Consider the following 23,834-nt stretch of genomic DNA (forward strand, 5'->3'; position numbering starts at 1 on the left):
AAGCCGCTTGATGTAAATGGTACGGATTTTTACAGCCATTCCTGCGTTGAAATGCTTCCTGAAAAATAAAACATATACAAAAAAGGCTCTGAGCGTTCACTCAGAGCCTTTTTTAAATCAATAATCCATTACCAGATTTTTACACGATCTTCTGGTTTGATATACATCTTGTCGCCTTCTTTCACATCAAACGCCTGATAGAATTCTGGCATGTTTGAAAGAATACCGATTACACGGTAATGGCTTGGTGAATGTGGGTCTGTCATAAGACGGTTACGTAACTCTTCGTCACGGTATTTACGACGCCAAATTTGTGACCACCCCATAAAGAAACGCTGATCACCTGTGTAACCATCAATGATAGGCGCTTTTTCATCACCCAGTGATAATTGATAAGCAGTATAGGCAACTGTTAGACCGCCTAAGTCACCAATGTTTTCACCAAGTGTAAGCTCACCATTTACGCTAGCATCTTCAAATGGCTTATATTCATTGTATTGAGCAACTAACTGGCCGGTGCGCTCTTCAAACTGTTCAAGGTCTGATTCGCTCCACCAGTTACGTAAGTTACCGTCACCATCATACTTCGCACCTTGGTCATCAAAACCATGACCTAGCTCGTGACCAATTACCGCACCAATTGCACCATAGTTAACAGCATCATCTGCTTCTAAGTTAAAGAATGGTGGTTGTAAAATAGCCGCAGGGAATACAATTTCATTGTTCACAGGGTTGTAGTAAGCGTTTACTGTTTGCGGTGTCATGTGCCACTCAGAACGATCAACAGGCTTACCTAGTTTTGCAGTCATATCTGCAAATTCCCACTCGCTATGGCGAATGTAGTTACCCACTAAGTCATCACCTTTCATTTCAAGTGCTGAGTAGTCTCTCCACTTATCTGGGTAACCGATTTTTGGTGTGAACTTATCAAGTTTTGCTTTAGCAGCAATTTTTGTTTCTGGGCTCATCCATTCAAGGTTTTCAATCGCAACGGCGTAACCTTTGATTACGTTATCAACTAACTCTTCCATGCGTGCTTTCGCTTCAGGTGGGAAGTTGTCTTTAACGTACACTTTACCCAGCATTTCACCTAATACACCGTTTGATGCATCAACGGCTTTTTTCCAAAGTGGTGATTGCTCTGTCACACCACGAAGTGTTGTGCTGTAGAAATTAAAGTTAAGATCAACGAGCTCTTTATCTAATAACGCAGAATAATTACTAACAAAGTGGAACTTAAGATAGTTCTGCCAAGTTGCTAAGTCTGTATCGCTATAAATACCTGCAAATTTTTCTAGGTAACTAGGTTGGCGAACAATGACATCTTCAGTCTTGATGCCTGACGCATCAAGGTAAGCAGCAAAATCAAAGTCACCAGTAAGTTTGTTGGCATCTGCAACGCTCATCTTGTTGTAAGATTTAGTTGCATCACGGCTTTCTACTCGGCTCCACTGTGCATCAGCGATACGTGTTTCAAGATCAATAATAGCTTTAGCCGCAGATTCTGCATCAGCGACACCCGCTTTGCTTAAGATAGCTGTGACGTATGCTTGATAAGCTTCACGAATTTTTGTGAATTTTTCATCATCTTTTAGGTAGTAGTCGCGATCGGGTAAACCTAAGCCAGACTGATAAACATACATCGCGTTTTCGCTAGAGTTTTTTGCGTCGTTATTTACGTACCAACCAAACGGCAAGTTACCGCCTTTAATACGAAGTTCAGCCATTAAAGCAACAAGATCGGACTTGCTCTTTACAGCATCAACGCTTTCAAGTACTGGTGATAATGGCTTGATGCCTGCCGCTTCACGAGCAGCTTCATCCATGTAACTGTTATAGAATGCAGCGAGTTTTGCTTCATCAGAACCTGGCTTAACATTGGTATTTGCCGCCGCTTTTTCGAGTACTTCTTTCATCGCTTTTTGCGAATCATCATAAAGCTGAGTAAATGAACCGTAGTTTGATTTATCACCTGGAATATCTGTTTTTTCTAACCATTCACCGTTTACATGATAGTAAAAGTCATCTTGTGCGCGAACAGACTTATCCATGTTCGCCAGTTCAATACCTGAATTTAAAGGCGCTTTTGCTTCAGTGACGGCAGCAGTTGCTGGTGCTTTAGTTTCTTGTTCTTTTTCACCACAACCAACAAGACCGAGCGCAAGTGCAATACTTGCCGCGGTAAGTGTTACTTTTTTCATGAGGTTCCCGTACTTATCGTATAGTTAGAGGTATCTTCGAAATACTACGAATAGGCAGTCTTTCGCTTTGTCCATCATAAACCTCTCAAGCAAAACAATAAAATCGAATATGTAACAATTCTTATCAAAAGCGATGAGTCGCATATTTAAGCGATAGTGGGAAACAAATAGACGCTTATTTTGTAAGGTCGCAATTACTTAAATAAAGATAATAGTTACCTTACAAACATCCGCAGGTCGAAGCTGAATCATCTATTGTATTTGGGCTTTATAGTTTAGCTATAAAATGATTTATACCAAGTAACCAACTTTGTTACACCCTCTTCTAAACCAATAGCTGGTTTGTAACCTGTTGCAGCAAATAAGTCTTGGGTATCTGCAAACGTTTTATAAACATCACCCAGTTGCATTTCTCGGAAGTTTTTCTTTGCTTCAATACCCAGCTCAGACTCGATTGCTTCAATAAACTTCATTAGATTTATAGGGCTACCATGACCAATGTTATAAACACGGTACGGAGCAGAACTTGTCGAAGGTGACCCCGTTTCTACTCGCCAGTGTTCATCACGCTGTGGAATAACATCTGCCGCCCTAATAACGCCCTCAACGATATCATCAATATAAGTAAAATCGCGCCACATATCGCCATTGTTATTGATATCTATCGCTTCACCTGCAAGCATCTTTTTAGTAAAAATAAAAGGCGCCATATCTGGGCGACCCCATGGGCCGTACACAGTGAAAAAGCGTAACCCTGTGGTGGGTAAATCATATAAATGCGAGTAACTATGCGCCATTAACTCATTCGCCTTTTTAGTTGCCGCATAAAATGACACAGGATGATCAACGCTATCTTTTGTTTCAAATGGTGTTTTTTCATTTAAACCATATACAGAACTAGAAGACGCATACACTAGATGTGCTACCTTGTTATGGCGACATCCCTCTAAAATATTTAAGTGTCCAACTAAGTTTGAATCAGCGTATGAATCAGGGTTTTCAATCGAATAACGTACACCAGCTTGAGCCGCCAAGTGAATAACGCGTTCAAACTTCTCTACTTCGAATAACTCAGCCATTTCAACGCGATTCGCTATATCAAGCTTTTTAAAAGAAAAGCGCTCATGAGATTCAAATTGAGCCAATCGAGCCAGTTTTAAGTTAACATCGTAATAATCATTTAAATTATCGATACCTATAACATCATGCCCTGCGGTCAATAGGTTTTGACACGTCGCAGCACCAATAAAACCCGCGGCTCCGGTGACTAAATATTTCATTGTTAACCTTAAAAAAGAGGTTCAGCACTAAACGCTGACAAAAAACAAAAGTGTAGGTCAAAAAACACTGAATAGAGAAGCTATGATACCGTAAACAAGTAAGGCATATAATATTAGAATATATTTATCATACGCTATTTAGTGTAATTTTATTTTATCTCAGGACTTTTGATAGAGAAAGAGGGAATTACACACCACCAAGCGGACAATAGCTTGCAGGGCGCGTTTTCAACATAGCACAAACTATAATCTTTGCGCGAAGGAAACTTCGCGCCTTCATCTAGATTTAAAGCGCATATTTTTGCTTTATCTTTTCAACTATTTCTACATTGGCAGCAGGAAAAGCATAAGCATCAAGTGCATTAATTGCTACCCACTTACCTTGTTGCCCCTCAGCGCCATGAGCAGTGCCTGTGAAGTCGTCAACAATATGCACATCTAAGCGTACGCATTTATCGCCGTAGTCATGTTCAATCACGATTAGCTCTTCACTGCCATTAACGGTTAGATTTACTTCTTCTAGTAACTCGCGCTGTAGCGCTGTAAATACGCTTTCGCCCTGCTCTACCTTACCGCCGGGGAATTCCCACAAGCCGCCTTGGTGTTTGTCATCTGGACGTTTACAGATAAATAGCTGCTGATCTTTATAAATAACGCCGACTGCAACATGCACTATTTTTTTAGTCATTTTATATTTCCTCAATCATAAAAAAAGCGACGCAAGCGTCGCTTTTTATCCCAATGCTTAGGTTACTTTAATTTACCGCAACACTGTTTGAATTTTTGACCTGAACCACAAGGACACGGTTCATTACGACCGACTTTTGGTTCTGCACGATGGCTAACCACAGCATCTTGTGGTGTTTCGCCACCAAGGTGCTCTGCCTCTTCGTGCTGGTATTCACGCGGTGCATTTTCGCTCTTACGATGTTGCTCTTCAACTTTCTCAACATCTTCTTCAGCGCGAACTTGTACTTTACTCAAAATACCGACAACGTCGACTTTTAAGTTCTCAAGCATTTCAGAGAATAACTCGAACGACTCACGCTTATATTCTTGCTTCGGATTCTTCTGTGCATAGCCACGTAAGTGAATACCTTGACGAAGGTGATCCATCGCTGCCAAGTGATCTTTCCAGTGTTGGTCTAGGCTTTGTAGCATAATCGCTTTTTCGAATTGACGTAGGACAGACTCACCGACCATCTCTTCTTTTTGCTTATATGCTTGCTCAACCGCTTCTTCAATGCGCTCACGAAGTTTTTCTTCGTACAGTTTATTATCATCAGCTAACCATTGTGCAATAGGTAGCTCGATTAAGAAATCCTGCTTTAAGCGCTCTTCTAGGCCTGGAATATCCCACATTTCAGCTAGACTTTGTGGTGCAATATATTGGTCAATCGTACCGTTTAGCACATCGCCGCGAATTGCAGTGATAGTTTCTGAAATATCGCCTTCTTCAAGTAGCTCATTACGTTGTGAGTAAACAACACGACGTTGATCGTTTGCTACATCATCGTACTCAAGTAATTGCTTACGAACATCGAAGTTACGCGCTTCAACTTTACGTTGTGCGTTTTCTATTGCACGGTTAACCCAAGGGTGCTCAATCGCTTCACCGCGTTGCATACCTAGCTTACGCATCATGTTCGTCATGCGCTCACCAGCAAAGATACGCATTAACGCGTCATCCATTGATAAGTAGAAACGGCTTGAACCGGCATCACCTTGACGACCCGAACGGCCACGTAACTGGTTATCGATACGGCGAGATTCATGACGCTCAGTACCAATGATATGTAAGCCACCCGCTTCGATTACCGCGTCGTGACGTTTTTGCCACGCTTCTTTAATCGCTTTGATTTGCTCATCCGTTGGCTCTTCAAGCTTTTCAACCTCACTTTGCCAGTTACCACCTAACACGATATCGGTACCGCGACCGGCCATGTTAGTTGCAATGGTTACTGTGCCAGGTAAGCCCGCGTCAGCAACGATGTCTGCTTCTTGCGCATGGAATTTCGCATTAAGTACGTTGTGCTTAATTTTTTCTTTACGTAAGAACTGCGATAAGTACTCAGAACTTTCGATAGAAATAGTACCCACAAGTACCGGTTGACCGCGCTCTTGACAATCTTTGATATCAGCAAGGATTGCTTCGTACTTTTCTTCTTGTGTAAGGTAAACAAGGTCAGCACGATCGTCACGGATCATCGGTTTGTTAGTCGGCATTACAACTGTGTCTAGACCGTAGATAGACTGGAACTCAAACGCTTCTGTGTCTGCTGTACCTGTCATACCCGCTAATGTGTCGTATAAACGGAAGTAGTTTTGGAATGTGATTGATGCCAATGTTTGGTTTTCGTTTTGAATGCGTACACCTTCTTTTGCTTCAACAGCTTGGTGTAAACCTTCTGACCAACGGCGACCTTCCATTGTACGGCCTGTGTGCTCATCTACGATGATAACTTCGTTTTCTTTAACAACGTAATCAACGTCTTTTTGATACAGTTTGTGAGCACGAAGCGCCGCATACACATGACTTAATAATGTGATGCTTGAAGCTGAATAAAGTGAATCACCTTCTTCGATTAAGCCGCGCTCAATTAATAGCTCTTCAACTTTAATTTGACCACGTTCAGTTAAGTGAACTTGCTTAGACTTTTCATCGATAGTGAAGTCGCCGTCACCTTCAACGCCTTCTTCATCTTCTTTTTCTTGTAGCTCAAGATCAGGCACAATTTTATTGATTTCGATGTAAAGCTCAGAGCTGTCTTCAGCAGGGCCTGAGATAATAAGCGGCGTACGCGCTTCATCGATTAGGATTGAATCCACCTCATCCACTACCGCGTAGTAAAGTGGGCGTTGTACACGCTCTTCGATGCTAAATGCCATGTTATCGCGAAGATAATCAAAGCCAAATTCGTTATTAGTACCGTAAGTGATATCTGCAGCGTAAGCGATTTTCTTTTGCTGTGGCATCATACCCGGTACGTTACAGCCTACTGTAAGGCCTAAGAATTCAAATAATGGGCGGTTAGTTTCGGCGTCACGTTTTGCAAGGTAGTCATTCACGGTAATTACGTGAACACCTTTACCTGTTAAACCGCGAAGGTAGGCAGGTAATGTTGCTGTTAGTGTTTTACCTTCACCGGTACGCATCTCTGCGATGCGACCTTGATGTAAAACCATACCACCAAGTAGCTGTACGTCGAAGTGACGCATGCCGTTTACACGCTTAGATGCTTCACGTACCACAGCAAATGCTTCTGGTAAGATATCATCTAGGCTTTGTCCGTTATCGTAACGCTCTCTAAATTCTGCTGTTTTTGCTTTTAGATCTTCATCAGAAAGCGCTTCTAATTGCGTTTCAAGCGCATTGATCAGTGCGACCGTCTTTCTTAGGTTTTTAATAGTGCGGTCATTGCGACTACCAAAAATCTTGGTAAATAAATTAGATATCATGATAAAACCGTTACAATATATTCTTTGTTAGCTAGTCGTTAGCTAACCCACTTTCTTTAATTGATAATTAATATGCGCTTATGCTCATGATGTAGGGCATATTAATTAACAATTTATCAGTACGCTGTTTAAAACACAGCTTATTTCGTGCGCTATCATACCAGAGTCTGCGCAACATCAAACCTTCTGTGTGTGAAGATATGGATTTTCAGCAAGAAAATTTAAAAATTAGCCGTAATCTTTGATCTAATGCGTAAAAATTAAATCACTGAGTAGATATGGCGACAATCGAAATAAAATCAAGATCAGGAAAGAAAAAAGGCGAATCTGAGGGCCCTATGCTTGCGAGGCACACTTTGAATTCAAGTAAACCGCAGCCCTCGTGTGAAATAAATTTCACGCCTACACGTTACTTCTTACGACCATGTTGCGCTAAACGCTCTAACTTCGCTTTTAACGACGGTGGTGCATCTGCGGCGATGGCGCTGAGGTAATCGGCTGTTTGCTCGCTCATTTGACGTTTTGTAACTGGTTTTTTATCTTGTTTTGATTTTGCTGACAAACGCTGGGTTGCTTGTGGATTAGCAGTAATTTTAATTTGTCCGAGCTCGGCCATGCCCGCCTTTCGAAAGTGCGAAAGCATGTCCATTTTTAAATAATTTAAGCGCAGCGCAATCGGGGCAGAGACCGCCTCAATCATCAAAGTGCCGTCACGATAATTACTCACTCGGCATTTTTTTGATAATGTTTCGCCTAAAAAGTCATTCAGTATAGCTTGTTGACTCGATAGCCCTTGCGCCTTGCCTGCATAGGACGCAAGCCGGCTATTGAGCCCTGCCATAATATCGCCCAGCGCTTTAGGCGCATACCTATCTTTTGCCATCGCCCACTCTACTTAAACAATGTAATACCACAAATGACAATATACCACTGAGGTAAAGGGGATGCGAGTAAACATTACTCGCTAAAATAATGCCCACAGAATGGCTCCAACCGTAAATAAACGATTCAATATTAAAACGCCTCCTACGTTTTGCTTGTTTCTGATAGACTCAGATTTTGTTTTTTATTTAATAGATATAATGGCACAACATTCTCTCACTTTAGTTGTATTAGCTGGTGGCTTAGGTAGTCGCTTTGGCGGAAATAAACAAATCGCTGAAATTCCAACTCTTGGTCGCACAATCATGGAGCTAAGTATCGCCGATGCAGTCAAAGTGGGTGTTAGCCAAGTTGTGATCATTATTAATCAAAAAATTCGCGCTGAACTTGAGGCCACAATCTTACCTCGGCTTCCTAATGACCTCGATATTGTTTTAGTTGAGCAAAGTATTGATGCGTTACCCGATAAGTTCAGCCATCTAGCTGCAGATCGCATCAAGCCATGGGGAACGGGGCATGCACTGCTTTGCGCAAAGCCTTATGTACATAACCCTGCGATTGTGATCACCGCTGATGACTATTATGGCGATACTTCGTTTGAAATAGTTGCTGAGCACTTTAAGCACAGCACGCAATGGGCCATGGTTGGTTATCCTATTAGCCAAACTCTGTCAGATGAAGGGGGAGTTAACCGTGGGCTATGTGAGGTAGATGAACAGCAGCAACTCACTAATGTGATTGAATACTTAAATATTGAACGCGAAAATGCCACTCTCTACGGCGATACGCCGCAAGGTAAAAGAGTGGTAATTACAGATGACTCACTAGGCTCCATGAGCTTTTGGGGAATAACTCCCGATGTGTTCAATTACTTAGAAAGCGGCTTTTTTGAGTTCCTAGAAAGTAATGACAACGGTGTCACAAAAGAGTATTATTTGCCCGACCAAATCCAAGCCGCCATCCAAGGTAAACATCAATCTGTCATTGTCTATAAAGCACAATCACCTTGGTATGGTGTGACTTACAAATCAGAGCTAGAAAAGGTTTCGAAAAAGCTTTATGAATTATATCACGGAAGAAATAGCAGTCATCGCCCCAGTGCAATCAAAAATGAAGAGTGAACTCTCAATGAAGTCAAACCCTGTAGCTGAGCATTTATCTCAGTGCTATGGCCTAAACGACGCCAATATTAGCTTAAAGCCAATTGGAAATGGTCATATAAACACAACCATGCTACTTAAAACAGATGATCAGGCCTTGGTGGTACAAAAGTTAAATACGGATGTATTTCCAGCCCCTGAGAAGCTCGTTGAGAATGCACGTTTAATAGAACAGCACTTAACTAAGAAAAATAATAATGGTGAGTATGATTTAGATATTATTCGTCACGTACCCACTATTGAAAATGACTTTTTGGTTGAATATGACCAAGGAGTATGGCGCGCACTCGAATTTATTGGCGGCAGTTATAGTGAAGATGTTGTAGCCAGCATCTCGCAAGCACAAACTGCGGCCAATGCATTTGGTCAATTCGCCCTTGCTCTGCAAGATTTTCAGGCTGAACAGTTACACCATGTTATTCCTAACTTTCATAACCTAGAAATGCGATTTGATGCCTTCAAAAAAGTGCTAGAGCAAAACCCACTGAACAGAACTGCACTATGCCAAGACGATGTTGATTTTTGCTTAGAACAGCAAAGCCTCGTTGCAGAACTAAAAGCGCTTGAAGGCACCATTCCTTTAAGACCTTGCCATAATGATACCAAAATCAACAATATGCTGTTTTGCACAAAGTCAGACAGTGCGAAGGCGGTGATCGATCTTGATACCTGTATGCCTGGCTATTGGCTGTTTGATTTTGGCGATATGGTACGTACATTCTGTTCACCTGAGCAAGAGGATTCAACTAACTTAAATAATGTTCGCGTGCGTGAAGAAATTTTCGCAGCAATTGTAAAAGGCTATGTTGAACCGCTGCAAAATGTGATCACCGATGCCGAAAAACAAAGCTTTTGGCTAGGCACCAAAGTCATGACGTTTATGATTGGCTTACGCTTTTTGACTGACTTTATTGATGGTGATAATTACTTTGCCACTAAACATGCGAACCACAATTTAGAGCGGGCTCGTAATCAGTTTGCACTGTATCGCGATATTCTTGATAAAGAGCATACCCTTAAAGCGATTTTAGAAATCAATAATTAAGGTTGTTGCGCGACATAAAGTCGCGATTAGGATTAGGCTGGCTGCATTTGACTTGCGCGACATAAAGTCGCGACTACATGTTTAACTAAGGTCATAACGATTAGATACAAAAACGCCTGCATTAATGCAGGCGTTCTGTGTACTCTAAACCAGCAAACAGTATTAAACCGCTTTTAAATGAGCTGGCTGTGGTGCAACTGCTTGTGCAACAAACTCTGAAAACTCAGCACCTAGCTTTTCATCACGCATACCGTATTCGATGATTGCTTTTAAATAGCCTAGCTTGTCACCACAGTCGTGTGAACGGCCACTCATGTGGAACGCTTCGACTATTTCAGCTTCCATCAATGCATCGATTGCATCTGTTAATTGAATTTCGCCACCAGCCCCTGCCGAGGTTTTTGCTAGGATAGGCCAAATAGCTTTAGACAATACATAACGACCAACAACCGCAAGATTCGATGGCGCTTCTTCAGTTTTTGGCTTTTCTACCATAGTTTTGATCGGTGCGCTTTCGCCAGCTTTAATCGTCACTCCACCAATATCAGCAATACCATATTTACTAACATCTTCAGCTGCAACAGGCTCAAGCATGATTTGGCTTGCTCTGACTTCTTTGAAGCGTTTGATCATGGCGGCAATATTTTCTGTTTTTTGATCAGCGGTATAGCTATCAAGAATGACGTCAGGTAGCACAACAACAAAGTCATCATCACCTACAATAGGTTTCGCACACAATACCGCATGACCAAGCCCTTTTGCTTCGCCTTGGCGCACATGCATAATCGTCACATCATCAGGGCAGATAGAGCGTACTTCCTCTAATAAAGTACGTTTAACACGCTTTTCGAGTGTCGCTTCGAGCTCAAAGCTGGTATCAAAGTGGTTTTCAATGGCATTTTTAGAGCTATGTGTTACAAGCACAATCTCTTTAATGCCTGCCGCTACACATTCATCAACAATATATTGAATAAGAGGTTTATCGACAAGCGGCAACATTTCCTTTGGAATGGCTTTTGTCATTGGAAGCATACGAGTTCCAAGACCCGCAACAGGGATAACAGCTTTCATATTAAGTCCTTTTTTAAATATTAACTCAAATTTATAACTAAGTTAGCAGTGTAAAGCTTGATCAAATATGAACAAATCATCACTTTTACTACTCATACAAGCGAGGCAAAACTTCGCTCACTTCATCAAATATGGTAACCCTTTGAGGTTCATGTCCTTTTAGGCTAAGTCGCTAAGCTAATTTAATACCCGCTATTTTTTATTTTATGACTTGCTGAATAAAATAAAGCGTACGACATAATCAATCATTTATTGTTACGCGCTCAACTCAATAAAGTGCTAAATCGTGACTAAAATAGCGCTTTAACGTAAGACGTTCATTTGGCTTAACGGAGTATAATGATACCACTCAAAAAGGGAACATTATATCAAACCGAAGGTAATTTATTATTAATATTCTTCATGTTAACAATAAATAATGACACTTTTTGTGTTGAATAAAAGATGGGGAAATACAGCGCAAAATAAAACCATACTATTGAATTAACCAAGCCCCTCACCTAAAGATAAAAGGCTTAGTTAACATTTAATTATGGTAATAAATAACTAATCACTACCGAACAAATCGCGTGTGTACACTTTTTCAGCTACATCAGCCAATTCATCGGTATTTCGATTAGAAATAATAATATCGGCGCGTGATTTGAGTTCATCAATTGTTTTTACGACTTCTGAATTAAAGAACTCACTCTCTTGTAGGCTAGGCTCATAAATAATAACCTCAATGCCTTTTGCTTTAATACGCTTCATAATGCCTTGCACAGCTGAAGCCCTAAAGTTGTCAGATCCGGACTTCATAACCAGCCTATAAATCCCTACGACTTTAGGGTTTTGTTTAATAATTGATTCGGCAATAAAGTCCTTTCTTGTCGAGTTTGCATCAACAATTGCTCGAATCATATTATTCGGCACATCTTTATAGTTTGCTAGTAATTGCTTGGTATCTTTTGGTAAGCAATATCCGCCATACCCAAACGAAGGGTTATTATAATGAGAGCCAATACGCGGATCTAAACCAACACCTTGAATTATTTGCTTAGCATCAAGGTCATGACTTTGGGCATAACTATCCAGCTCATTAAAATAGGCTACACGCATTGCTAAATAGGTATTCGAAAAAAGCTTAATCGCTTCGGCTTCCGTTGAGTCAGTAAACAAAATATCAATATGTTCTTTTTCTGCCCCTTGGGTTAATAGCTCAGCAAATACCTTTGCACGCTCACTTTTCTCACCAACGATAATACGTGATGGGTGCAAGTTATCGTAAAGCGCTTTACCTTCACGCAGAAACTCTGGAGAAAAAATGATATTGTCGCTATTCACCTGCTCTTTTATTGCTTTAGTAAAGCCAACCGGAACCGTAGACTTAATCACCATCGTTGCATCAGGATTGATAGCTAAAACATCATTAATAACCGCTTCAACTGAACCCGTATTAAAATAGTTAGTATCTGGGTCGTAATCAGTGGGTGTTGCAATAATCACAAATTCAGCATCTTTCAATGCTAAGTGCTTATCTGTGGTTGCCGAAAACTGTAAATCTTTATTCTTCAAGAATGCTTCGATTTCTGTATCGATAATTGGCGACTTACCAGAATTAAGCAACTCAACTTTTTCTTCAACAATATCCAGTGCAATAACTTGGTTATGCTGAGCAAGTAACATTGCATTTGATAAGCCTACATAACCAGTTCCAACAATAGTGATTTTCATTAAACTTTCCTAGGGTAATAATCGCTTTTTGAGTTCATTTTCTAAATGCTGCGCGACTTCAGTTGAACGATAGTTACATACCGATTGACGAGCAAATGAGCTCAGTAATTCATAGTCTTGAGGTGCCATTTCGAGTAATTCGACGATTGTATCGGCAATAGAGTTTTTGTCCTTTACATCAAACAATAAACCGTTTTTACCAGGTATGACTATGTCATTCACTGGGCTGATATTGGATGCTAAAACGGGTGTTCCACATGCAAGAGCTTCTACGGCCACTAAACCAAAACTTTCTCTGTGAGTTGGAAAAATAAATGCATCCATTTCACTATACTTATCAACTAATTGATTTGGCTCTAATGCCCCATAGTATGTAACCAACGAAGATAAGTCACTGTTGGCTATTGTGTTTACTAGTTCGTCAACCTCTGCGCCTGTGCCATAGATATTCAACCTTAGTTTACTAATCAAATGAGGGTGAGACTGTCTAATTAACACTAAGGCTTCTAGCAATTCTTGCCACCCTTTCCCTTCATCTATTCGAGAGACATACCCTAAAGTAAAAAAAGATGGTGAAGGGCTGATGGTTGGTTTAAATATATCAAAGTCCACACCACCAGACGGAGATACAATAATTTTCTCCTTATCATACCAAGGATGTAGCTCAAGAAGTTTATCTTTGAAATAGGATGATGGAACAACGACTACAGTACTTTTTTTTAATATTAACTTAGACGCAAATCCCATTACTTTATGGATAGTTGTATTACCAACAAGATCATCACCATGAATATTTACTACGTACTTCGGCTTTCCAACCAATAGAAAAGGAATAAGGCAAAGGGTCGAATATGTTAAGTAATGAAAATAAATGAAGTCATAATTCCGCTTACTTATTGCATACATCCCGCTTGCAATAAATTTTATATAGCAGATAAGCTTTGCAAAACCTGAAGCACGGTGATCAATAACGACTTTACTTACAATATGATTCCCTTGTGTTTGAAGCTGTAGATAATTTTTACCCACAAAGCTACCAAATGAAGGGTCTTTTTTTGATGGAAAAAGGTTTGCAATAAAACAAATCTTACTCATTTTTGAACCTTTCTAAAACGCTCTAATCTCTTTTTAGCAAGTCCAGGAAATAACGAAGCCAGCCATGCTCTCAGTAATTTCCCCGCAATAGGAGGAGTAAAGTATTTAAATACAGTTAGCAGACTTACTTTTTGACCGCTACTGTAATAAACCAAAAAATCAAAACACTTTTTGTTTCTTTTTGACATTAAATGACCATACCGATCGTAAAATTGTTGGAACCCTACAGAGCGATTCTTTTGATTATCCGTAATTCTGGGTTTGTCATGAGCAGTATGCACTATATATGAAGGAGTACTTATTCGTTTCGCAGCACCAAATTTCAAAATCATTCGAGTCCACAGTTCCCAATCCTGAGATGACACAACTGACTCATCAAATAATCCTGCCTCTATTAAACGCGCTCTCTTAGTAAGAACTTGATTAGACGCTTGATTGAAGTTCAGCTGAGCATCTATATCAATGATCATATCTGAATTTAAGATAGGTCGTTGAGTTTGACCGTAATCCCAAATATAGCCGCTACAAACAAAGGCATATTTCTCTTCAAATGCCTCAACTAAGTCTGCGATTCTGGTTGGTAAAAATTCATCATCATCATCAAGGCCTGTCACATACTCACCTTGAGAATGTTGAATTGCATAGTTGCGAGCACGACATGCGCCCTCATTTTTAGCAAAGCTATGAAAGCGGATATTTTCATTTTCGCCAGCTAGCTGCTTTAAATACTCAACAGTCCCGTCTGTGGAGCCGTTATCAACGATAAATATTTCTATGTTTTTATAAGTTTGCTTTTTTACCGACTCAACAGCTCTTTTGAGAAGTGAAAGTCGGTTGTAGGTTGGTATCCAAACACTCACGAGAGGTTGGCATAATGTCATGAGTTACTCCTACTTTCCGTGTCTACCCATAATAACGATACAAAACAACCGAGTGAAATCCCTAACGTGCCAGAAATCCAAACATGGCCACTCAGCTGCGATAAAAATAGCAGGATAAGAGTACCAGCCAACACCGCAGGACTATAAATAGATTCAGGCCTAACACACTGCTTTAAGGCTTTAATAAAGGTAAAAAAGTAAAAGGAAAAACATACAAATAAGCCAGTGAATCCAAAGTAAACTAATACATCGATCGCATCAATTTCTGCAGAGTATTTTATAGGGATAAACTCAGCGATTCCCGCAGTTCCGACCCCAATAAGTTGCTGCCAAAATTCTAGGTAATTAACGTAAACAACTAACAATTCTTGTGCAAATTCATCTCTGCCAGATAGAATTATTCCTAAAACGCCTTTTTGGCTCAATACCCACATGAGTCTGTCGTACAAGCCTAAAGCCATGAGTAAATCGTTAATTACATATACAATGACCGCTATAGCACAGAACATAGGTACAAGAATATATAATTTCAGCTTCGTCATTTTAAACAGCCTCTCTCTTTCATTGAGAATAGGCACAATAAACACAAGACTAACAGCAGCGAGCATGGCAGTTTTAGTGGCGACAAGTAAGCCACAAAGCACAGTAAATAAAGAAAACACAATGTACCACTTACGCTTATAGTTCCAACACATATGAAGCATAAAAGAGAAAAGCACGACCATGGTCGCACCTAATTCATTTGCCGCATATATAAAACCATTAGAACCTGCCGTTTCACCATCTCTTAATTGATAACTTGAGCGACCAAAACCTAACGCACCTAAAAATAAGTTAAAACACAGGATAGCAAAATTACTAATTAATATTCTTTCGAGCCATTTTCTAGTAAACAACCCCCAACGCGCAGCCAACAGGCCAAAATAAATAAAAATAGACATTGGCATGAGGATTTTATACACGTTTGAGAAGTCAGTAATAAAAAAGAAAGTATCAGCGTATGAGAGTAATTGAAATACCGGCCCCATGAGCAGTATCGCTAATAAAAGGCATAAGAAAATAAAATACCTTGGATCAAGTTTCAGTACGAGTAACAGCACCAATCCAGTTAATGGTAATTTGTATAGCAGTGACAGCTTTAAATCCACCCCTAACTGAAGAACAGTAAATCCAGAAGCAACATCAGCAAGTAGATAAAGGCTCATCATAAATACGCATAGCTTATCCGCATATGAAGGCCCATCATCGTTAGAAAAAAAGAGCTTTAACATCAGAAATTACCGGGCTCTTTTTTAAGGGTTTCTCTATAAGCTGTAACGTAGTCGTCTGTAGACTTGACAACTTTAGCAGGGTTTCCAGCCGCAACCACTCCATCAGGAATATCTTTTGTGACAACACTTCCTGCACCAATGATAGTGTTACTTCCAATAGTGACCCCAGGTAAAATAATGCTCCCCCAACCGATGAAAACATTATCGCCGATGGTAATTGCTTTTCGGTAAGAGCGCCGAGATCCTTTCCTATAGCTATCTTTGTGAACCACCAGTTCCTTTAAAAACAATGTAGGAGAAGCATCGTGACCTAAAAGTGTAGCTCCGGTAATAGTGCAATCTTTACCGATATAAAAACGGTCTCCTTTAGATGAAGACGAGAGTTTAGTATCAATAATAAGTGTATTTTCTCCAATCTGAGCACCTTGTCTGGTGTATTTTTGGATACTCAATGCATAGCCTAAGCTATCAATTTTAGTCTGTAATTTATCAGAACTAACGACTCTACTAATGATTTTTAATAAATAATAGAATAACTTAGAAATCACCTGCTAACTCCTTAGCAAGCACACGCCAGCTGAATTTTTGCTCTGCAAGTTCTCTATTTTCATATTGTAACTGAGCATACTGCGTCTCAGGTAAAGCCATTAAGCTCGTCATTCCTCTGGCAAAGGCAGAGGCAGAATACTCATCGACCAATATATTGTTTGAAGGCTCCAAAATCTCACTCGTCGCAGTAACTACGTTGCTGCTCGATTTTGCACCTATAATAGGTAAGCCTGACGATAACGCTTCTAAAATGGTTTGTCCTAAGGGCTCATATGTTGAAGACATAATGAAAAAGTCAGCTGCTTTATAATAATTTTCAGGGCAACTTTGGCGACCTAAAAAGATCACTCTATCACTAACATTTAACCGTTCAGAAAGTGCGCGTAATTCAGCCTCTTCAGCGCCTTCACCTAGTAGCCAAAGCGACGCATTGTTGTCGTTTAAAAGCTTTAAAGCTTCAATTGCAGTATCAAACCCCTTTGCTTTCACAAAGCGTCCTATACATAAAAAAGCCTTGCTTTGCTCTGGTAAACCTAGCTCTTTTTTTAGCTGAGATTTTTCAGTTTGTGTCGCCAAACTAAATCGAGACAAACTAACGCCTGGCTTACAAATATTCATTGCTTTAGAGCGGTTAATATTTCGGATTTGCTGCTGCATGTTTTCGCTGAAAACAAATAATTTATCAGCGCTATTAAATGCCATACGTTGCACAGTTTTATGCAAAAAAAATGATAGGTGCCCTTTTAGCTTTAGTAGCTTATTATCATTAGCTCTGTAGCTGGCTTTTGTTTCGTTAGCAACAACCCCTGGCACTAAATAAACAATATTTTTATATTTTAGGGCTTTTAAATACAGAACATTAAAGTGAAAACGACAAATAGTTAATACCGGTGAGTGACGCTGTAAAACTTTTTTATAAAGCTTAACAGCATTATAAGTCTGCTTTAACACTCGCCCTAAACCTCTGCTGCGTCCGAAACAGTAGCGATAAATAGTCACACCCTCTTCTATTTCGACTTCAGGTAATTCTTTATTTTCTGGGTTGAGATCACTGGCTACAATAACAACTTCATAGCCCAGCAGAAGGTATTCTTGTGCTAAGTGATAAAGCGAGTTCTCAATTCCACCAATATTAGGTTTATATTGATTACTCGTGAGCAACACACAAGGCTTAACATGTTCTGTCGTCATTGCTTTTAAGCCTTTTTTCTTAACGCAAGAATAAATGCAACAATTAGAGAAACAAGGCCTCCAAAAAATGTTATTCCTAAGCAAATAAGAGCGCGAGAGGGGCCCGACTTCTCTTCAGGATAAATAACCGGAGATAAAGGTTTTACTAGGTGAAAATCGCCGACCGTAGACAATAACTTTGAGCGAGTTTGATCCGCAATAAGTTCGTAGAATAAAGAGCGCAACTCAGCGACATTAGTTTCCGCAGCTTTCTCTTGTAGGTAATTAATAGCCTCTTCAGCTTCATTGCGGTCTTTGTCACGCCAAAAGGCATTAATATCTTCAATTAACCAATTAGTGATATTAACTGATAACTCTGGTGAAAGCGCAGTCACCTCTAGCTGAACGACGCCCTTTTTTTTCATATAAAGTACATCGAAGCTGCCCAGTAGAGGAATATAACCATCCCACGGCGAAGGCTCAACATCTTTACCAGGAGGCGGAGTTCTTACCCACTTTTTTTGCTCAGCATCGTAAACTTCAGGATTATAAATATAGGTGTCAGTGCTTTGGTCCCACCCCTTTAGAGCAAGTAACTCTGGTAGTAAGTTCCTTTTTTCTATAAACGGTTGAATAAAGCCTCTGCTTCTCATAAATTCAATTGCTGTTTCAACTTCGTCAGCCTCAGAACCACCAAGCGATATCCCCGCCATACTTGCAAGACCACCAAATTGACCAGCTAATTTATTAAGACCGCCCCCTTCCTTAGCATTAGATGGGACCAAGTAGACTTTTGCTGTGTATTTATTTGGTTGCTGCATAGCCACATATACAGACAATGCTGCCGAAAGTAGAGTACCAATTACAACTACCCATTTATACTTCATTAACTTAGAAAATGTTAAGTTTATACCTTTACTTTCCATGGAGTTTCTCAACCAACTGACTACTAAAAGTCAGGCATTATAGCAAATGAAGGTATGATTAAAATAGATTTAAAAACTTTAGTTACGCCCGCGAATATTTCACTTAAAAATGCTGATAAAACTAGCGTTAAGTAATTGCTGCTAGGAAATGTTTTTTGAATTCGTTATCATAAAGCATGTGTGTTTCTTATCCTTTTGTCCCCCGACTTTATAGCCATAAGAACCGATTACAAAAATGAACCTAAAATCGAATAGAAATCAATAAGCATGTCAAAACAACCAGTCGTTATTCTCGCATATGGGGAAGGTGGGCACAAAAAAGAGATGAGCTTACTATATAAACACATTAAAGAGTCAGAACTTAAGTTTATATCTTTAGGGCCATCTCCACTATGTTCACGAGTAACACATTTCAAACTAGGTGATGTTCGTCACAAAGAGAATCGTTTAAAGTCATTGTTAATGGCAATGGTTGGACTCTTTCGCTCTACCGTTATTACGCTAAAGATTTGTCATAAATACCAAGTGACGGGGATCGTTTCAACCGGACCAGGTATGGCTATTATTCCTTCTATCATTCTAAGAGCTATGGGTAAAAACGTCATTTTCATCGAGACGTTTTGTCGCTTTTATACACGCTCTTTCACTGGTAAATGGATGTCGAAAATATGCAGTGAATTTTGGGTGCAAAATAAAGAGCAACTTACCCTCTATAAAAATGCAAAATATTGTGGACGCTTATGAAAATCCTTGTCACTGTAGGCTCATCATCATTTGATTCTTTAATTCGTGCGGTAGACCAAGCCGCTACAAAATTGACCGCGTTCTCATTTACTTTTCAGATAGGCACGGGAGAATACAAGCCTCAAAATGGCAACTCTTTCGCTCGTTCAAATGAGTTTTCAAGCGTGCTTGCCGATGCAGATATTGTTATTACACACGCGGGGGCTGGCACTGTTTTTGAACTATTAGAGCTCAACAAAAAAATTATTGTCGTGCCAAATTTTGACAGAGTCGATAAACACCAATCAGATTTAGCCCTATATATCGAAAGAAACAACTATGCCTTGGTTTGCCATGATGTAAGCCTTATAGAAGGTCATATAGAAGATATCATCGCGTATGAGCCTGTTCCCTACAGCAAAGACTCTTTTTTCCTCGCGGATGAGTTAACAAGTAAGCTCCTAAAAAAGTAACTCCGTACTTTTTTTGAAAAGTACGGTTTAACGTTCTGAACTACTGAGTTAACTCGCTGTAAAGTCTTTTAATACTTGCTGTATTCATGTCTATTGAAAATAGCTCAGCTAATTTATGTCTTTGCGCAAGGGTTAAACTCGCTTCATTTTTATATAACTCAGCTATTGCCCCTGCCAATGACTCAGGATCTCTTTGAGGCACCACCTTCACTGCAGGTGTATCGACCAATGAAGCCAGCTCAGTTAAACCACCACACTCTGAAACAACCGTTGCTAAACCCGATGCCATTGCCTCTAGTGCTGCTACACCAAAAGACTCTTCTTGAAATGTAACATCATCTCGAATCGACGGCTGCGCATAAACATTATACGATGAAAGAAGATCTGGTAATGCTTGATGACTCACCATATCGATAAATTTCACATGCTTAGTTAAAGCTAACTGGTCAGTTAAGCCCTGTAAATGCTCCTTAAGCTCGCCACCACCAATAAGGGTGAGGGTCGCATTAGGGTAGTCTTTATGTAAAACAGCCAATGCACGAATCAAAAATTCATGACCTTTACAATTAATTAAGCGTCCAACCGAGACAATATTCAAAGTATCAAAACTCTTTTCCTGCTTTGTTGACAAAAACATAGAATTAAAAGAGTTATGCACAACTGTAATTTTTTCTCTCGGAACATCCAGATTTTCGACTGTTTTACGTTTTAAAAACTCTGAAGGAACAGTCCACTTTATAAAGTCTTTGCTGCCAGCTTTTTTAAGTACAGCCCTGTATTTAGCCCTAATTAAAGGCTCACTATTTACATCAGAGCCATGCAATGATGCCAATGTTGGTATGTTGAGGTTCAGTTTTTCACTTACGTGCATCCATGTCTTCACCCCATTACCAGTGTGGCAATGAACAACATCTGGCTTAAATTCGTCAATTACCTCTTGCCAACGTTTGTAGTCAATCATATATGGCAGCAACTGTAGCCTTAGCGCAAATGCTTGTGTAAAGCGCTCATTAATAACCGTTTTAATTGGGCAAAAGTAGACAAGTTCAAAAGGACGGCTTTGTTCATTGACTCTTTTAGCTGTCACTACCGCAGATTCTATCCCCGCTTTTTCCAACGCTGTAACTTGATCATAAATAAATGTTTCCGTACTCATTGAAAAATTAGGTATGTAATGTAGAACCCTCATTCTTTTCCTTTCTTAATCTACTTAAAATTACAGGGAGCTTGCATGCTATAGTCAATAAATATTGAGCGAAGATAGCAAAAAGCACTCCCCAAAGTTCAATTTTCGCCCCTAGAACTAGGATCCCTAAACATAAAACCAGATTAGAAAAAAGCGTAATCAGTAATAAACTCTTAACATAACCTAAAGCCAGAAAAACAGGATGTATAGGAGTCAATGCAGCTGATACTGCATGAACAATCATAAATACCACAATATGCCACTTGTAAACCAACAACTCTGCAGAAAAAAGAGTCACAACCCAGTAATCAAATGTCATACTTGCAACAGCAACAAATGCAAGAGAAGGTAACAATAGTAACAGCACTATTTTTGACATTATCTTTTTGACTTTGTCATATGCTTTTTCAGCTAAATAGACATTAATCTCTGGGTATAAAACCTGATTTAAAGGACTGGTTAACCTTGTTGAGATAGTGGCTATTTGCTTAATAACACGATAAGCACCAGCGGCACCGACGGAGACAACAGCACCCACTAAAATAGTGTCTAATTGCTTGACTGGAATATCGGCCAACGAGGTCATGTGTACAGTCAAATTAAAACGGTTAAATTCTTTTTTCTTATCATTAGACAGTAAGTTGCAATCACTCTGGCTTTTTATCAATGAAGCAACATACCGACTGCTGTGGCATTGTATATAAATAACCCCCACACCTAAAGTCAGAAGGTACGCCGTTACAAAAAAACCGACACCAAAGTTTTTCCAGTAGCCTAATAATACGCACAGAAAAAACAACACAGCGCTAACGATTGCCTGCATCGCCAAAACGTTGTAGCGTTCCTGATAACGCAAAACACCTATAGCAACGCTAGTTTGATTAAGTAGGATATATACTGAGCACCACTGCAATAATTCAGTGTGATGCTGCAAGTTGAAGCTCTCTGCATAGGTTTGTGCAAAGCATATCGCAATTAGAGTCCCGATGAGGGCACATATCAGATCATACTTGAGGGTTAACACAATAAGAGATGCTTTATCTTTTTCAAGATAAAAGTAGCGAATAACGCCCTGCCATGCTTGCGGATTAAAACACAGACTTAAAACCAATATGTAAGCTTGAAGTAGAGTCACCTCTCCAAAAGACTCAACACCTAATGCTTTCAACGAGATGGCGACAGAGAAGAAGTTAAGGACAGACGCAGATAAATTTCCGCTGATCAGCGTTCCAGTCTGCCTTATTAATTTACTTAGCATTACCTAGGTTGTTCACTAATACAGAAGCAATAACAAAGCTATTGCTTAACTTTATGAGCCTTTCCCTCTGGCTGCTTTTTTGAAATACCAAAAAATCGGCGAGCACGTACTGTTAATCGCCATATGTTAACCATAACTTGATGATATACGATTAAACAGAAGATAAAGCCGTAAAACATGTAGTAGTCAGGAACAGAGTTTAACTGGGCTAAAATACCCACTAACGCAAAACAACAACCTAGCATAGAAATAACAAACAAGGTCATCTTAGGGCCAACCCCTAATCTTTGCAGAATATGGTGTAAGTGCTCTCGGTCTGGCTTAAATGGAGACTGGCCTTTTTTGATTCTGCGAATAATGGTAGAAATCGCATCCATAATTGGAATAGCCGCAATCCACAGCCCTGTAACAGGGTTAAAGGCTGCGCTTTCTGACTGCGAACCTTCGAGTAAAAGCCAAACAACGCTAAAACCTATCACCGTACTGCCAGCGTCGCCCATAAATATTTTAAAGCGCTGACCTAAAGGAATACCTAAATTCATTAATATATAAGGAATCGTCGCTGCAACAACAACCATGCAGAATACAGCTAGCTGGATTTGACCATTGAAATAAAATAACAGACCGAGCGAAGCAAACGTAATAGTCGCTAATGCACCTAATAAACCATCGATTCCATCCACCATGTTGTAAGCATTAATTGCCCCCACTACCACAACAACGGTAACGAGATAACTAAAATACGACAACTCTAAATCAAAGCCACCGAAGATTTGTCCTGCATTGGTAAAAACCAACTCGCCAAACACCATCATCATGGTTGAAATAAACGCTTGTACTAATAACCTTAATCGGAAACTAATATCGTATAAGTCGTCAAAAACACCTATTACTAATAATATACTGGCGCAAAACAAATAAATAAAAGTGGAAGAGATTGAATCGGGGTAGATAACTAAATAACTGAATACAACAACAAAAACAGCCAAACCACCCACTAAAGGGACAGGGCCGTTATGATGTTTACGCATATTTGGCTGATCAACAAGATTTATATAAATGGCAAATTTTCGAAATACAAAAAGGCTCAAAAACGAGCACATAAAAAGTGCAATAGTTGTTAAAATCACAGAAAATAAACCTTAATCAACATGAAGTACCCCGAAACATCATCAAAACGCCTATCATTATAGATGATTACAAATAAAAAGACATAAACGTTTTAACAGCTGTAACCCTTGTTTTACTAAAAACCTAACTTTAGCTACCGATTAGTACCTATAAGTTATAAAACTAAAAACTAAACTTTGACCCACACATATAAACCGTACCTGTTATAGTTACGAACGAGACAAAGGCCGAAAATAATATAAGAATTACAATTACCTTACAAGCAAACATAAAAACAAACTGTAAAACTTCGTTACTAACATGTAATCATACAATTAAGAACTGAATTAAAGCTGACTTCCCCCGTCAGTTAGCGCAACT

Annotated in this window: 20 protein-coding genes; 4 read left to right on the forward strand and 16 right to left on the reverse strand. The window is 39.6% G+C overall.

Translation table 11 applies throughout. From position 1 onward, the window contains the following. Positions 1-128: 128 nt before the first annotated feature. The 5 genes from NYF15_RS18030 to NYF15_RS18050 form a co-directional block, all read right to left on the reverse strand. On the reverse strand, positions 129-2,201 hold the full coding sequence (locus NYF15_RS18030) for a M13 family metallopeptidase (protein WP_130151639.1): 2,073 nt from the start codon (positions 2,199-2,201) through the stop codon (positions 129-131). A 275-nt stretch (positions 2,202-2,476) separates the two neighbouring features. After that, a complete protein-coding gene (locus NYF15_RS18035) occupies positions 2,477-3,481 on the reverse strand; it encodes an NAD-dependent epimerase (protein WP_371354309.1) in 1,005 nt (334 codons plus the stop codon). Positions 3,482-3,767: 286 nt separating this feature from the next. Continuing rightward, entirely contained in the window at positions 3,768-4,169 is a 402-nt protein-coding gene (gene mutT, locus NYF15_RS18040; RefSeq protein WP_371354310.1) for an 8-oxo-dGTP diphosphatase MutT, read from the reverse strand. Positions 4,170-4,231: 62 nt separating this feature from the next. Continuing rightward, complete coding sequence (gene secA / locus NYF15_RS18045) at positions 4,232-6,940, reverse strand: preprotein translocase subunit SecA (protein ID WP_341803743.1); 2,709 nt, start codon at positions 6,938-6,940, stop codon at positions 4,232-4,234. 409 nt (positions 6,941-7,349) lie between these two features. After that, complete coding sequence (locus NYF15_RS18050; RefSeq protein WP_371354311.1) at positions 7,350-7,823, reverse strand: DUF721 domain-containing protein; 474 nt, start codon at positions 7,821-7,823, stop codon at positions 7,350-7,352. 199 nt (positions 7,824-8,022) lie between these two features. Here NYF15_RS18050 and NYF15_RS18055 point away from each other — a divergent pair, with 199 nt between their 5' ends. Beyond that, entirely contained in the window at positions 8,023-8,943 is a 921-nt protein-coding gene (locus NYF15_RS18055) for an NDP-sugar synthase (RefSeq protein ID WP_371354312.1), read from the forward strand. A gap of 7 nt (positions 8,944-8,950) precedes the next feature. Further along, positions 8,951-10,027: a phosphotransferase enzyme family protein gene (locus NYF15_RS18060; protein ID WP_130151633.1), complete on the forward strand. Its 1,077-nt coding sequence runs from the start codon at positions 8,951-8,953 to the stop codon at positions 10,025-10,027. Between the two features lie 162 nt (positions 10,028-10,189). Here NYF15_RS18060 and galU read toward each other — a convergent pair whose 3' ends face one another. The 8 genes from galU to NYF15_RS18100 form a co-directional block, all read right to left on the reverse strand. Further along, positions 10,190-11,098: a UTP--glucose-1-phosphate uridylyltransferase GalU gene (gene galU / locus NYF15_RS18065; RefSeq protein WP_130151632.1), complete on the reverse strand. Its 909-nt coding sequence runs from the start codon at positions 11,096-11,098 to the stop codon at positions 10,190-10,192. A 546-nt stretch (positions 11,099-11,644) separates the two neighbouring features. After that, entirely contained in the window at positions 11,645-12,811 is a 1,167-nt protein-coding gene (locus tag NYF15_RS18070) for a nucleotide sugar dehydrogenase (protein WP_371354313.1), read from the reverse strand. A 9-nt stretch (positions 12,812-12,820) separates the two neighbouring features. Further along, the gene (locus NYF15_RS18075; protein ID WP_371354314.1) at positions 12,821-13,906 is read right to left on the reverse strand and encodes a glycosyltransferase family 4 protein; all 1,086 of its coding nucleotides are present in this window, start codon (positions 13,904-13,906) and stop codon (positions 12,821-12,823) included. After that, the gene (locus NYF15_RS18080; protein ID WP_371354315.1) at positions 13,903-14,787 is read right to left on the reverse strand and encodes a glycosyltransferase family 2 protein; all 885 of its coding nucleotides are present in this window, start codon (positions 14,785-14,787) and stop codon (positions 13,903-13,905) included. The genes NYF15_RS18075 and NYF15_RS18080 overlap by 4 nt, the downstream gene beginning before the upstream one ends. Beyond that, entirely contained in the window at positions 14,784-16,058 is a 1,275-nt protein-coding gene (locus NYF15_RS18085; protein ID WP_130151628.1) for an O-antigen ligase family protein, read from the reverse strand. Before NYF15_RS18085 ends, NYF15_RS18080 begins: the two co-directional genes overlap by 4 nt. Further along, on the reverse strand, positions 16,058-16,606 hold the full coding sequence (locus NYF15_RS18090; RefSeq protein WP_341803738.1) for a DapH/DapD/GlmU-related protein: 549 nt from the start codon (positions 16,604-16,606) through the stop codon (positions 16,058-16,060). Before NYF15_RS18090 ends, NYF15_RS18085 begins: the two co-directional genes overlap by 1 nt. Further along, positions 16,596-17,798: a glycosyltransferase family 4 protein gene (locus NYF15_RS18095; protein WP_371354316.1), complete on the reverse strand. Its 1,203-nt coding sequence runs from the start codon at positions 17,796-17,798 to the stop codon at positions 16,596-16,598. The genes NYF15_RS18090 and NYF15_RS18095 overlap by 11 nt, the downstream gene beginning before the upstream one ends. A 5-nt stretch (positions 17,799-17,803) precedes the next feature. Then, positions 17,804-18,703, reverse strand: a complete 900-nt coding sequence (locus NYF15_RS18100) for a Wzz/FepE/Etk N-terminal domain-containing protein (protein ID WP_130151626.1) — start codon at positions 18,701-18,703, stop codon at positions 17,804-17,806. Positions 18,704-18,970: 267 nt separating this feature from the next. On the opposite strand from NYF15_RS18100, the gene pssD reads away from it, so the two are divergent. Further along, a complete protein-coding gene (gene pssD, locus NYF15_RS18105; RefSeq protein WP_130151625.1) occupies positions 18,971-19,447 on the forward strand; it encodes a PssD/Cps14F family polysaccharide biosynthesis glycosyltransferase in 477 nt (158 codons plus the stop codon). Next, entirely contained in the window at positions 19,444-19,899 is a 456-nt protein-coding gene (gene pssE, locus NYF15_RS18110; protein ID WP_237119787.1) for a PssE/Cps14G family polysaccharide biosynthesis glycosyltransferase, read from the forward strand. The genes pssD and pssE overlap by 4 nt, the downstream gene beginning before the upstream one ends. Positions 19,900-19,939: 40 nt before the next feature. On the opposite strand, the gene NYF15_RS18115 is transcribed toward pssE, so the two are convergent. From NYF15_RS18115 to wecA, 3 genes are read right to left on the reverse strand one after another with little or no spacing between them, the layout of a single operon-like run. Further along, positions 19,940-21,088, reverse strand: a complete 1,149-nt coding sequence (locus NYF15_RS18115) for a glycosyltransferase family 4 protein (protein WP_237119788.1) — start codon at positions 21,086-21,088, stop codon at positions 19,940-19,942. After that, positions 21,063-22,343: a lipopolysaccharide biosynthesis protein gene (locus NYF15_RS18120; RefSeq protein WP_371354317.1), complete on the reverse strand. Its 1,281-nt coding sequence runs from the start codon at positions 22,341-22,343 to the stop codon at positions 21,063-21,065. The genes NYF15_RS18115 and NYF15_RS18120 overlap by 26 nt, the downstream gene beginning before the upstream one ends. Positions 22,344-22,381: 38 nt before the next feature. Next, the gene (gene wecA / locus NYF15_RS18125) at positions 22,382-23,473 is read right to left on the reverse strand and encodes a UDP-N-acetylglucosamine--undecaprenyl-phosphate N-acetylglucosaminephosphotransferase (RefSeq protein WP_341803734.1); all 1,092 of its coding nucleotides are present in this window, start codon (positions 23,471-23,473) and stop codon (positions 22,382-22,384) included. Positions 23,474-23,834 lie beyond the last annotated feature (361 nt).

Origin of the sequence: Pseudoalteromonas sp. 68 DY56-GL68, assembly GCF_041414825.1 — a bacterium.
Lineage (GTDB): Bacteria > Pseudomonadota > Gammaproteobacteria > Enterobacterales > Alteromonadaceae > Pseudoalteromonas.